The organism is Roseibium sp., assembly GCF_039982295.1.
In the GTDB taxonomy this organism is placed as follows: domain Bacteria; phylum Pseudomonadota; class Alphaproteobacteria; order Rhizobiales; family Stappiaceae; genus Roseibium.
In genome coordinates this window covers 1-11865 of record NZ_JBDWYP010000066.1, presented here as the reverse complement: position 1 = coordinate 11865, position 11865 = coordinate 1, and the positions used below count along the sequence as shown (strand labels likewise).

Genomic DNA, 11865 nt, shown 5'->3' with positions numbered 1-11865 from the left:
CAATCACCGGCGTCTTCTGGAGACCATAGGAAACATCCCTCCGGCTGAAGCGGAGGAACGATACTACGCCACGCAGGATCAACCGGCGGTGGCAGCATAACTTAAACCAAACAGCCTCCGGCAAACCCGGGGCGGTTCAGATTGATGCGGGAAAACCAGGAGAGCCGCCTCCCGAATATACGCAAAGAGCCTTTAAGACGATGACCAGCCTCATTGCGCAGAAGCTTGAAGCGCAGGGGCTACATGGATTCGTGTATGCGCGTCAGTATTGGGGTGAAGTCTGCCCCGCATTTCCAAATCCGAACACAATTGTTCTGTGCCTCATCAATCCATTCAGCCCGCACCGCACAGCTTCTGACGAGGGAGTTGTGTTTGGCGACTCGGACGAAGAAAGGCTAAATGCTGTTCAGTTCCTGTTCGACCAACTCGGTGAAAACGACCATTGGCTTGAAAACCTACATTCGGCTTTCATCGGGCAAGCTATTAGACTTGTTCAGGAAGCCTTTGATGAGTTTTTTGTAACAGACGCAGGTGTCGCTGTTCGCCCGGAAATTGCCTTACCCAATTGGTACGGATTTAAAACAAGCATGATTGAAGCAGTTATTTGCAACAACATGCATATAAGGCTGTCCGGTTTGCTTCGAATCATTTTTACGGAATACATGAGACATTGCTATGAGAATGGCTTGGATGAAATTTACTTCTCGGACGATCTACCAAAATTCGGCTACATAGCACACGATCATTTCCTAGCTGTTTGGGAAATCTTGCGTGGCCTTTCGTTCGCTGATCAGGACGAGGATACAGACTGATCAACGTCCGGCTTCCTGGCTCCAATTTTCGATTGCCTCCGCCATCACATAGACCTTCCCCGTTTTTGAGGCCTGGGGACAAAAAGATCAAAAAACTTGAACACAACAATTTTGATGTGTAATCTTGGCTTATGGCCATCAGTAAATTCATATCCTCAGACCGACAAGCAGCAGATGCAAAGAGAGCAATCGCTGAAATCGAACGCGCGCTTTCGTCTGAGCAGATACTCGCGTCAATCGTACAGGGCTTGCCTAGCGTAGCCGTCTCGGGCGTCAACAAAGCACTTAAAACCGAACGAGACGAGTTGAAACAGGCGCTTGATGCCTACGAGAAAGGAAAGATAGGAGAGATTGACGCTCTAAAAGCCCGTGCGGGTAACGATCCCGGAATGGCGCTTATAGTCGCCAGAATATCACGCGGCTTGTCTCAAAAGGAGCTTGGGCGAAAGCTAGGTCTCAAAGAACAGCAGATCCAACGATATGAGATTGAGCGTTATCGATCCCTAAGCCTGGCTAACTACCAAAAATTCGCCAGCGTATTGGGTGTGCAGCTCGTTCCGATGCATGCCGAACCGCAAAATGGCTGGTCACTGGCAAAAGATATTTCTCCGGACGAAGCACGGAAAGTTCTCAAGCACGCTCGCGATAACGGTTGGCTGAACAAAAACATCGAATCTGAAGAAGGGTCTCTGGCTGAGCTAAAGAAGAATGTTGCAGATCATATTGTTAAGTATGGTTCTCCATCTATGCTTCGCACAGGTCTCAATGTTGTCGATTTGAAAGAAGACTGGTCGCTGCTGTTCTGGAAGGCCCAGATCACAAGAAAGGCCGAAGAAGAGATCAAAAACGAGAAGCTATCTTACCAGCCCATGCAGGTTTCGTGGCTTTGTGATCTTGTCAAGCTTAGCCGCAAAAAAGACGGCCCCAGACTGGCTGTCGATATGCTTCGAGAACATGGAATTGTGCTGATCCTCGAAAGGCAAATCCCAGGGTTAAAGCTGGATGGCGCTGCATTTTTGATAAACGAGGTTCCTGTAATCGGGCTTTCCCTACTGAGGGACACCATAGACAATTTTTGGTTCACCCTGCTTCACGAAGTAGCCCATGTTGTTCTGCATTACAGGACGGGGCTTTCAGTTGGATTCTTCGATGATATGGAGAATTCGAAGCTAGATGAACTGGAGCAAGAAGCGAATGAATTTGCCGGAAACCTGCTAATACCAGAAGAAAAATGGAGACGCAGTCCAGCACGCATCTCAAAGAGCGCGTCTGCCATTACTAAATTTGCCGACCAGTTGGAAATTCATCCCGCAATAGTGTTTGGCCGCATTCGTAAAGAGCGGAACAACTATGCTATCTTTTCTGACAGAACCGGACGGGGAGAAGTTAGAAAATTGTTCTTCGGACAGGAGGCAAATCATACCCATGCATAAAGGACTAACTCTATACTCCCCCTTGTTGAGGATGAAGACCGGAGAGCTTAACGGTATCGTTAACCTGCGCAATATCATCAAGGATTTTATTCGACCGCACTTCATCATCCCCCCGAGCGCAGAGCGGGAAAATTTGAACTTCGATCTGTTCGATCAGCTTGAAGGTCAGTCAAATGCCGGGCAATTACTTGCACCATTTTGGCGCGGCCGGTCGGCTTTCCTGAATCCGAGGTATATATACAAGGAGTTTGGCGAAGAGAAAGCCACCGACTGGTTGCCCAAGCTCTATGAAAGCGCAAGGTCGGGGAGCGTTGACGCGATACCAGTAGCATCCTTGCGCGACCTTGAAAGCCCACGTTTTGACGGGCTCTTGAACTCCATCGATCGCTCAAGAGAACTCCAATTTATGGTCTCATTGAAGGCCGACGATCTGCTAGACACCAATCTGAAGTCCAGGCTGGACAAGCAATTATCTAGACTGAAAATTTCGAGCGGCAACTGTTCAATCCAAGTGGATTTTCAAGGCTCATATTTTGAAGAGCCTGATGGTGTTGCTGAGATTATCGAGGGTGCATATGAAGACATCCAAGCCTTTGGAACTTGGGAATCTATCGTATTCCAAGGGACAAGCTTCCCGGAAGTGAACCCGGCCCAACACGGGTCGGTCGAGATCGTTCCACGCAACGAATGGATCGCGTGGAGCAAGGCAATTTCCCTATCGTCAGCCACCCCAGAAAATTTTGTGTTCGGCGATTACGCTGCCGATAGCGCGAAGATGCATTTCGGAGCAGGTAGTGCTGCTGCCATCCGGCATTACCGATATACCACACCCGAGAGCTGGCTGGTCTCAAGGGGCGCCGAAACCGGTAAGGACAAAGCTCGTATGCAGTGGGTTGCAACTCAAATTCTGAATAGCGGGCAGTTTGCGGGTCGCGACTTCTCTCAAGCTGACGAGTATATTCACAACACGGCAAACGGTTCGGGCGGGCCGGGCAATTCAACAACATGGCGTCAGATCAACACCACCCACCATCTTACGCGCGTAGTTCACGACATTGCTCTAGCAAGGGGTATCATCATCGATGTCCCGGCCGATCAAAAGGAGCATGCTAAACAGCTTGAGTTCCTTCAAGATCTTTAAGCCCTTCCATTCGTATAGTCTCCGTGGCGCGCCTCGAAGGGTGAAACCAATTTGCAGGGTCCATGGGCAGCATTTGCCCTGGTGGAGATCAATCGGCCAGTCGATTGTGCTTGGTTTGGTGCAGGTGGAGAGGCATGTCTCCAAGTCCTGCGAGTGGGTTCAGGGCGGCGCGATAGCCTCCTGATCGATGGGTGCAGGGAGAGTGACATCTCCTACGCGTGATCCATCGGAAAGACGATGGCGGCATCCAATCCGCGAAGGGTTGGTCTCAATGAAATTGCCATGGGGGTCTTGGGGGAGCTTGGAGGCTCATTCCCAAGTGGTGGTGCAGCGGCCAAACGTCTGCGAGTGATGGAACGGCGATACGTTCTGCTGGCTCTGAAATGGGTTCAATGCCCTGGAGGAGCCAAGGCGTGAGGGGTGCACGGGGAGAATGCAATGTCTCCCCTGCCAAGATAGGTTTTGTACTACAAAACACATCTTGCCTTCACTCTTAACTCTGCTGCCATGCTCAATAGCATCAGTCACGAAAGCTCGGGATTTGCCTCTGACCTGAGGGACCAAAACGCTTCAATTGCAATTTTGTAAAGACGGTCAAACTGATCCCAATCGATGCTCCGGAGCTTCTTAGCTCGAAGCTCGCCAGGTCGCGGTTCGTCTTTGAGGTACCGCCTTTCCTCCGAATACAGTTTGTCTTCTCGTTCATCATTTTTGGGTGCAGCGTAGCGTCCTGCCCAATTTAGAACACGTCTAGCTATCACCAGCGTTTCACGATCCTCCAAAGACAATTCCGGCAACCCGGCAGTTGCCCACAGCATCACCAGATCGTGGGAGGACGGGACAGTTGTCACCTTCTTATTGGAGCGCTTCATTTCAATTTTCTGGGCGATTACAGCCTTCACAACAAGCTCAAGCGCTATCGAACATTCCCTGTGAAAAGATTCGCGTAATGCAATTCCGGTGCTTCCGGTATAGCCGATTGAACTTGCGGCTTGCGCCTGCACTGCATCGCTTGTGTCTAGTATAATTCTTGCAGCGACCCGCGCGTTGTCGGCCTTCGCTTCATAGTGCAGTGGTGCGCGTCTACGCATTTCGCGTATCAAATTTGGCATGAAACTTTCCTAATTTGTTCCCAATTCATCGACAAGTGCAGGTCGAGAAAAGGGAGCGCTTTCTCAACGCTAAGAACACCATCCCGAAGTTCCCGCCGAATAAGAGAGCGGGCATTTTAACAAGGATGGTGTCATGCCAAACTCCAGAAAACCCTTCCACATGCAGCCACCGCCGATGCCGGGTGGTGCGCCTATTGCGGAGATCGCCGCATTGGTCGGCACAGGTTGCCTTAAAGGCTGCATGTTGGTCTTGTTGTTCGGAACCTACTCCGAAACGATGGGAATGATGTCGAACGTGTATCTGTGCGATCTGCCAGGTGCCGGCGGCATCTTTTGCGGGATCGATGACGAGATGACCGTCTCCCATTTGCTCGCGTTTTTGCTGGCTGTCTTCAGCATTGCCGTGCCGATGGCAATCTGGTCGGAGGTGATCAGTCGCGGCATCTATCGCGATCCCAAAGCGTGGCTCTCCGATCCGACCAACAAGATATACGCGATCCTTGCCCTGGGTGTGTATGGCCTGGTCTTCGCGCTCGAAACGGTCAATCTCTACACACTGATCGCCCGTCAGTCTGTTGGTGGCCCCTTCCAGACCACCGATACGAACCCGATGATGGAGTTCCTTGCGAACAATCAGGGGCTGGGCGTCTTCGTCGCTGCGCTCGTTGCCATCGTGAACACCGTGCTTGGGCTTTTGGCCGTGCGTGCGGCCTATTCCTTGAAGACCAAGTTGGCGAGGTAAGCAGCATGTTGAAGAAAACACTCGTCGCTCTGGCCGTCACCGTGTTTGGCATCATGCCGAATACCGTGACGGCGAAACAACGAAATGAAATCGCCATCTTTCTGGTCGTCGAAAACGGTGGCGTCGTTACGGATCGCAAGGCAGCCGAAACGCCGATCAACTACCTGCTTGGCGAACTGGTCAAGTTCCGTCGCCGACGCACTACCAGACATGCATTGATCCATATTGTGCTCTCGGCGAATCCGACCGAGGTCACTTGGTCTGGAACGCCTGCCCAGCTCTACGAACAGGGACACGCGGTTCTTGAACTCATCAAGTTCAAGGACACCTGCTCGGATCTGGTCTTGGCCTGGGAGCAGGTGGAGTTGACGACTAGGATCACAATGCCGGACGAAGTTCGCCTTATCGGCATCGGTCCGATGATCAACGCGAGTTTCCCCTGCGATGAAGGCGACACGACGATCAAGTTGCCTCAGCCTGCGCCAAAGAAATTGGCGCTCGCTGAACTGGCAAAGAAGGCCAGTCAGATCACGCTGTTGAATGTCCATGCCGATCAGGATGCCGTCTATCTGAACTACCTCCAGAAGGCGGGCGTTCTTCAGCGTGCAAAGAAAGGCGAAATTGAATTCGACCTTATGGATGCTGCACGCACGCGTGCAGCAAACGGCAAAATTCTGGAGGGCCGCTGATATGAAACGTTCCTCCAGCATGAAAAGGGTGATGGCTTCGGCCATCATCCAGTCCTTACTGGTTTTCTCGCCTGCCGAGGCGAAAATCCAGATCATCCCGCAGGTCGAAAAGGCGCCAACGGTTCAGTTTGATCTGAAGCGGATGCTCGATTTTTCAGCCAGCGTCACCTTGAACGTTCGAACCGATCCTAGCCTTGTTCCATCGGCACGCGTCCTAGAAATGGTCAAATCCATCGACATCAAAGATGGACTTGGCATTTCGATTAAGCGTGGCTACGCGATTGATGCGCAACATGACCTTGTAATCGGATGGTCAGGCGGAACGACAGAAATCACCAGGGTGCAGAAAACGCCTTCTGGCTTGGTTGTCGCCGGGCTATTCAAAGATCATCAGCGGCGCATTGTCGTGCCTCCGCGTGAGCGGCTTGCCGCCTATACAACGGCGGGTAAAGCCTTGTGTTTCGAGCGCACGATCATTGAGGTCGAACCGAAAACCTTCCCGATGACGTTCGTCATTCTACTGGATCGTTCCGGATCGATGAGCACTGTCATGGGCGATGTTCGCAAATCCGCGTTGTCCTTTATTGACAACCTGCCGGACACGGCAACCTGCTCGGTCGGGGCGTTTGCGGATACCACCAGTTTCGATGAGACGGAGGGGCTGGGAACCAAACTTTGCCAGCCTTCGAACTTCGATTTGGAAAAGATGGCTATCGGCGGCAGCACCAATCTGTTTCCTGCGCTGAACACCAGCTATACGTGGCTCAATGACACGTCCCGCCAGAACCATCAGAAGGCGGTCATTATTCTCACGGACGGCGCGGTCACGGACAACAAGAACATGGGAACGCAGGTGCTTGCCAATAAAGGCGGTGCACCGACCTTTGTGTATTTCCTGGGTTCCCGCGAAGATCGCTGGCTCAAGGGGGTCGCTGATAATTACCTGCAGCATACGGGCGATGTTGCGAGCACTCTTGGTCAGTATTTTGATGTGGTGAGCGAAGCCTACCGCAAACAGACTGTGCTCAAGCTGCGCCAATGTGCTCAAACAGCGATGCCCTGACCCATGAGCGATTATCGAAACGCACAGGAGTGGGTTTCAGATATTCATCAGTATGGGTCGGCGAGGTGGGCAGATGCCGCCCACCTTGTATCTCGCGGATATGGCCCGAATTCGCATCACCTGCTTGGATATCTCCCATCCGAATTTTCCGACTATGGCGCGATGCCTGTCACATATGGCGGAGCACGTCACCAGCTTATTGTTGCGCCCACGCGCGGCGGCAAAGGTGTTTCGGGCGCAATTCCCCGCCTGCTCGACCACCCTGGATCGACTGTTGTCCTCGATATTAAGGACGGTGAACTTGCCCTCATCACAGCGCTCTATCGCCGCGATGTCCTCGGACAAGACGTACACATTATCGATCCCTATAACTGCGTTTGCAGCAAATTGGGACTCTCGCCTTCGAAATTGAATCCAGTCGATGGTGTAGGTCTGGAAGATCTTGATCCCTTCGATGCTGCGCTCGAAATCGCCGAGGCTTGCGTCATTCCTGACGGTCAAGGCGAAAGTCATTGGAGCGGTGAAGCCACAGCAATAATCGCGGGTCTGATCCTTTCCGAAGCGCAACAAAGCGGCGATCTCGGCGGTGTGAGGAGGAATCTCAATCGTGATGCTGAACGATTTTCCGAGCTCGTCGATCAAATGGCTCATAGTCCATATGAGCTAATCCGATCTGCAGCTGCTCGTATCCTGAATAAGGCTGACCGGGAGCTAAGCGGCGTTGTTTCTACCGCGCAGCGCAATACGCACTTTCTGGAAAGCAGCAGTCTGTCTTCCAGCTTGTCCGGCACTGATATTGATTTGCGCAATATCGGCGAGAATACAACGATTTACATCGTTCTGCCTGGTCGTCGAATTCGCGCAGCAAAACGCTGGTTACGGGTGCTGGTCTCCACCTTCATCAACACTGTGACAACTCTTGAAGATAAGCCAGCCACTCCGGTGATGATCCTCTTGGAGGAAATGCCGACACTTGAACGGATGGAAATCATCGAACGCAGTTTCGGCCAGATGGCTGGTTACGGCCTTCAACTTGTCTGCGTGGTTCAGGATTTCACACAGCTCAATGACCTTTACAAAAATCGCTGGGAAACCTTTATCGCGAACGCAGCAAGCGTGCAGTGTTTTGGGACAAACGATTTTTTCACTGCCCGCTATCTGTCTCAACTTGGCGGGTCTGGCACGATTGAGCGGTTAGCCTATGGTTCAGCGCAACAGCGCGTTTCATTTTTCGGCTCACCGGATTACCGCTCTATGAGTGACGGGCTGGCTGGCCGCCTCCTAATCACACCGGATGAACTGATGAGCCTTCACCCCAGCGTACAGGTCGTCAAGCTTGCCGCATCCCGGCCATTTACCGGCTATCGACCAGTCTACTTTTTGGATCGGCGCTATCGTGATCGCTACGACCAGCCACTTTATTCCATCCACCCGCACCACGCACACAGACCGATTGAGCATTCAATCGATTTCACCGCTCCTGGAACGGATCTAGGGGCAATTCTGGCTGAAACTTTAGGGGTAGGCTGAAATGTTCGGGATGACGCTACTGACGGTTTTCGTCAGCTTTCTGTCATGGGGTTGCCTGGCGATTATCGCTCGGCATTACGGCATCGAATTGCCGCTTTTTCACAATGCGCTGAACATGATCGTCTGGTTGGCTGCCCCACCGATCCAACTTGTGACGACGATCTATTCACTTTCGAAAGTGAGGTACTGGCGCAAAATGAACGAACTTCGTGCGAGACCGCAGCTTGGTCTGGGAACACGGCTCGCGCGGGGAGAGGCGATTGCACAGCAAACCCGTCATCATCAATCAGGGCTTGAGAGGATATTGGGCTTGTTGATTTGGCTTGGCGTTTTCAGCCTACCTTACTGGTTCGGCCTGCCGAGCCCTGAATTTTGGGCGGGCTCGGCATTACTGATTACAATGGCAATTCGAACTGCAGTCCCCCGCTAGAAGGCGGATTTGAGTTGGTCGTAACAGGCCAATTGTCATTTCCGCGAAGACGGCAATAGAGTTCAATCATCCGAAGGCGTTCGTATTGGTGAGAGTAGCTAGCAGGTGCCATCCCCGATCCATCCGCCTTCAGAAAATTGGACATCCAACGATTCTGCGGATCACGGAAGATCGTGTCGATGTCACTCGGCATGTAACGTTTCCCGTTCTTGAAGAAAAAACGATCCGTGTATTCATAGATCAACGGCAAGGCTTCAAGCCATGCAGCTCTGCTCGGAAGTTCTGCATGGGCTTGAAGGGCAGGCACCCAGACGTGATTGCGATAGGTTACCTTATTGACGAGCTGATGGTTGGAGAGGACGAAGATCGGTTCTTTGGTATTGTGCTGAGTCATAGTTGCGCCTCAAAATGACCAGTTTTAGAAACCGACGGGTACTCCACGTTAAGGATTTGTTAACTTTTTCCCGACGACATTTTGAGAGTGGCACTTTTTTCCACAGGTGATCAAGCCCATGATTCTGTTCAGTGAATCGGATTTCGTATTCAGTTGGATACAAGTCTTTGATCCTGAATCAAAAATTTTTTTGAACTTTTTTTCGCCGCCCGAATTTTTTTCCGAAACTGTGTGAAGCAGCTTGTAGGTTGTTTCCCGAAAATTTCCGGTATCGGCTCCATGTAGGTGAGAGGTGGGGACGATAAGGCACTGCAATTGAATTCTGAATTGTCGCCGCAAGCCTGAAAGGACCCGGGTTACACACCGCAACGAACCAAGAGCACCGCTAAGATTACCTCTAACGCAGGGAGGTGATTATGGCGAACGACTCATCTATTCTTTCGTACAGAACTATACTTTACGGTTGTATTATAAATTTACATAATGCTACTATAGGTTATGTTGGTATTTTATTCGTATTTTACTTTTTTATTCATTTTGATCTGAAAGGCGGCTATTATGAAGCATAAGCTATCAGATCAAATTTGGCTGCGTGCCGTGCGCGATATTGACGATGCGGAAAAGCGCATCAAGTTGGAAGGCTTGGTACGTTTTCTGGCAAGAAACGCAGCAGAGGCGGATTTCAATCAGGAAGCCGCTGAAAATGGGTCTGAGGAAAACAATTTAGAGAAAGACCTATAATCATGACCAACGCCGTTATCTACGCCCGATACTCCACCGACATGCAAAGCGATGCCTCTATCGAGGATCAAATCCGTATGTGTAAGGAGCGGGCTGAGAAAGACGGTTACACGGTCATAAACTGCTACTCCGATCATGCGATCTCCGGCGCGTCCATGATGCGCCCAGGCATTCAGATGATGATGCAGGATGCTGCTGCGGGTAAATTCTCGATGGTCTACGCGGAAGCGTTAGACCGCATGTCCCGTGATCAGGAAGACATTGCAGCCATCTTCAAGCGCATGTCGTTTTCAGATGTAGCGATCACCACTTTGTCGGAAGGTGAGATTTCACAGCTTCACATCGGGCTGAAAGGCACGATGAATGCCCTCTTCCTGAAAGACCTGGCCGATAAGACGCGTCGCGGTCTGCGCGGACGGGTGGAACAAGGAAAGTCCGGCGGTGGCAAGTGCTACGGCTATGACATCATTCCGGGCGACGAAAAGGGCGGTCGCACGATCAACAAGGCGGAAGCCGCAATCGTTGTGCGCATTTGCCGTGAGTACGCCACAGGCAAGTCTCCAAAGGCAATCGCTCAACAACTCAACAAAGAGGGCATTGCGGGACCAACAGGTAACGGCTGGGGTCCGAGTACGATCAACGGGAACCGCAATCGCGGTACAGGCATCCTGAACAACGAACTCTATATCGGAAAATTGGTCTGGAACCGTTTGCGATACCTGAAAGATCCGACCACAGGCAAGCGCGTCTCAAAACTGAACGATGAAAAAGACTGGATCATTCAAGATGTACCGGGGCTTCGTATTCTGGATGAGGAGCTTTGGAGAAAGGTCAAAGATCGGCAGGGCGCGATCAACAAACAAGATAAGCCGCTCTGGGCTAAACAACGCCCGAAGAACCTGTTTTCTGGTTTGGTGAAATGCGGTTGCTGTGGCGGCGGCTTCTCAATGATTTCCCAAACCCACCTTGGATGTTCTAACGCAAGGAACAAAGGCACCTGTGATAATCGTAAGGCTATCAAAAGGGAAAAGTTGGAAGAAGACGTACTCAAGGCGCTTCGTACCCATCTCATGGACCCCAAATTAAGCGAGATGTTCTGCGAAGAATATACGCGACATATGAACGAGCTGCGCCGGAACCACAATGCTGCTCTTGCAGGATATCAGAACGAACACAAGCAAGTTAAAAAGCGTCTAGACCAGATGGTCGATGCGATTGCTGACGGCGCTCCAGTAGCGCCTATCAAAGACAAGATGCATGAATTGGAAAACAGGCGTGTAGCGCTGGAATCCATGCTCACGGATATTGTGGTCGCTCCGCCAATGATTCATCCTTCTATGGCCGAACGATACCATTCACAGGTTCAAACCTTCATACAGGCTCTGAACGCCGAAGAAACGCGTTCTGAAGCTGCGGAGGTTATTAGATCACTGATCGAGAAGATTGTGCTTACACCAGACGAAAGCGAAAACCGTCTGGTCGCCGACCTTCACGGTGACCTCGCTGGAATTCTTGCGATTTCGGCGGATAAAAAGTCTCTATCCGAGGTGGATGAGACTGAGCTTGCCAGACATAAGGCTTTGCTAGGGTTAGACAAACCCGAGGAAAGCGATGCTGGCGAAAACCAGCAGGACAAGTTGGTTGCGGGAGCAGGATTTGAACCTGCGACCTTCAGGTTATGAGCCTGACGAGCTACCGGGCTGCTCCATCCCGCGTTAGGTCGGAGGCTTTGTTGAAGAGATATATTTATCTGCGCTTTGCAGGCCTGGCAGCGACCT

General features: G+C 51.4%; 12 protein-coding genes and 1 tRNA gene. 10 read left to right on the top strand and 3 right to left on the bottom strand.

What is annotated here, in order from left to right:
- The first annotated feature begins 200 nt into the window (after positions 1-200).
- From ABJZ52_RS14710 to ABJZ52_RS14700, 3 genes are all read left to right on the top strand, one after another.
- The gene (locus tag ABJZ52_RS14710) at positions 201-812 is read left to right on the top strand and encodes a hypothetical protein (RefSeq protein ID WP_348039368.1); all 612 of its coding nucleotides are present in this window, start codon (positions 201-203) and stop codon (positions 810-812) included.
- A gap of 131 nt (positions 813-943) precedes the next feature.
- Complete coding sequence (locus ABJZ52_RS14705; protein WP_348039367.1) at positions 944-2245, top strand: XRE family transcriptional regulator; 1302 nt, start codon at positions 944-946, stop codon at positions 2243-2245.
- Positions 2238-3386 carry a beta family protein gene (locus ABJZ52_RS14700; RefSeq protein WP_348039366.1) on the top strand — a complete coding sequence of 383 codons (1149 nt, stop codon included), beginning with the start codon at positions 2238-2240 and terminating at the stop codon, positions 3384-3386. The genes ABJZ52_RS14705 and ABJZ52_RS14700 overlap by 8 nt, the downstream gene beginning before the upstream one ends.
- Before the next feature lie 524 nt (positions 3387-3910).
- Here the strand turns inward: ABJZ52_RS14700 and ABJZ52_RS14695 are convergent.
- Positions 3911-4498 carry a hypothetical protein gene (locus ABJZ52_RS14695; RefSeq protein WP_348039365.1) on the bottom strand — a complete coding sequence of 196 codons (588 nt, stop codon included), beginning with the start codon at positions 4496-4498 and terminating at the stop codon, positions 3911-3913.
- A gap of 133 nt (positions 4499-4631) precedes the next feature.
- On the opposite strand from ABJZ52_RS14695, the gene ABJZ52_RS14690 reads away from it, so the two are divergent.
- The 5 genes from ABJZ52_RS14690 to ABJZ52_RS14670 are packed head-to-tail and all read left to right on the top strand — an operon-like array spanning position 4632 to position 8952.
- On the top strand, positions 4632-5240 hold the full coding sequence (locus ABJZ52_RS14690; protein ID WP_156912388.1) for a hypothetical protein: 609 nt from the start codon (positions 4632-4634) through the stop codon (positions 5238-5240).
- Between the two features lie 5 nt (positions 5241-5245).
- The gene (locus tag ABJZ52_RS14685) at positions 5246-5929 is read left to right on the top strand and encodes a hypothetical protein (RefSeq protein ID WP_348039364.1); all 684 of its coding nucleotides are present in this window, start codon (positions 5246-5248) and stop codon (positions 5927-5929) included.
- Position 5930: 1 nt separating this feature from the next.
- Complete coding sequence (locus ABJZ52_RS14680) at positions 5931-6992, top strand: vWA domain-containing protein (RefSeq protein ID WP_348189843.1); 1062 nt, start codon at positions 5931-5933, stop codon at positions 6990-6992.
- A gap of 3 nt (positions 6993-6995) precedes the next feature.
- On the top strand, positions 6996-8522 hold the full coding sequence (locus ABJZ52_RS14675; protein ID WP_348039362.1) for a type IV secretory system conjugative DNA transfer family protein: 1527 nt from the start codon (positions 6996-6998) through the stop codon (positions 8520-8522).
- Position 8523: 1 nt separating this feature from the next.
- Positions 8524-8952 (top strand): hypothetical protein, encoded by a 429-nt coding sequence (locus tag ABJZ52_RS14670; protein ID WP_348208692.1) that lies wholly within the window; start codon positions 8524-8526, stop codon positions 8950-8952.
- Here ABJZ52_RS14670 and ABJZ52_RS14665 read toward each other — a convergent pair.
- Positions 8918-9346 (bottom strand): hypothetical protein, encoded by a 429-nt coding sequence (locus ABJZ52_RS14665; RefSeq protein WP_348039360.1) that lies wholly within the window; start codon positions 9344-9346, stop codon positions 8918-8920. The genes ABJZ52_RS14670 and ABJZ52_RS14665 overlap by 35 nt on opposite strands.
- A 558-nt stretch (positions 9347-9904) precedes the next feature.
- On the opposite strand from ABJZ52_RS14665, the gene ABJZ52_RS14660 reads away from it, so the two are divergent.
- Both ABJZ52_RS14660 and ABJZ52_RS14655 read left to right on the top strand, forming a co-directional pair.
- On the top strand, positions 9905-10087 hold the full coding sequence (locus ABJZ52_RS14660; protein ID WP_077291301.1) for a hypothetical protein: 183 nt from the start codon (positions 9905-9907) through the stop codon (positions 10085-10087).
- Positions 10088-10089: 2 nt separating this feature from the next.
- Entirely contained in the window at positions 10090-11769 is a 1680-nt protein-coding gene (locus ABJZ52_RS14655; RefSeq protein ID WP_348313508.1) for a recombinase family protein, read from the top strand.
- Here the strand turns inward: ABJZ52_RS14655 and ABJZ52_RS14650 are convergent.
- Positions 11726-11802: transfer RNA gene (locus ABJZ52_RS14650), tRNA-Met, on the bottom strand. The genes ABJZ52_RS14655 and ABJZ52_RS14650 overlap by 44 nt on opposite strands.
- Between the last annotated feature and the right edge of the window lie 63 nt (positions 11803-11865).

Coding starts and splice junctions, on each gene's coding strand:
- ABJZ52_RS14670 (WP_348208692.1), top strand. CDS start 8,524: ATGTTCGGGATGACGCTACTGACGGTTTTCGTCAGCTTTCTGTCATGG.
- ABJZ52_RS14705 (WP_348039367.1), top strand. CDS start 944: ATGGCCATCAGTAAATTCATATCCTCAGACCGACAAGCAGCAGATGCA.
- ABJZ52_RS14690 (WP_156912388.1), top strand. CDS start 4,632: ATGCCAAACTCCAGAAAACCCTTCCACATGCAGCCACCGCCGATGCCG.
- ABJZ52_RS14675 (WP_348039362.1), top strand. CDS start 6,996: ATGAGCGATTATCGAAACGCACAGGAGTGGGTTTCAGATATTCATCAG.
- ABJZ52_RS14710 (WP_348039368.1), top strand. CDS start 201: ATGACCAGCCTCATTGCGCAGAAGCTTGAAGCGCAGGGGCTACATGGA.
- ABJZ52_RS14665 (WP_348039360.1), bottom strand. CDS start 9,346: ATGACTCAGCACAATACCAAAGAACCGATCTTCGTCCTCTCCAACCAT.
- ABJZ52_RS14700 (WP_348039366.1), top strand. CDS start 2,238: ATGCATAAAGGACTAACTCTATACTCCCCCTTGTTGAGGATGAAGACC.
- ABJZ52_RS14695 (WP_348039365.1), bottom strand. CDS start 4,498: ATGCCAAATTTGATACGCGAAATGCGTAGACGCGCACCACTGCACTAT.
- ABJZ52_RS14685 (WP_348039364.1), top strand. CDS start 5,246: ATGTTGAAGAAAACACTCGTCGCTCTGGCCGTCACCGTGTTTGGCATC.
- ABJZ52_RS14655 (WP_348313508.1), top strand. CDS start 10,090: ATGACCAACGCCGTTATCTACGCCCGATACTCCACCGACATGCAAAGC.
- ABJZ52_RS14680 (WP_348189843.1), top strand. CDS start 5,931: ATGAAACGTTCCTCCAGCATGAAAAGGGTGATGGCTTCGGCCATCATC.
- ABJZ52_RS14660 (WP_077291301.1), top strand. CDS start 9,905: ATGAAGCATAAGCTATCAGATCAAATTTGGCTGCGTGCCGTGCGCGAT.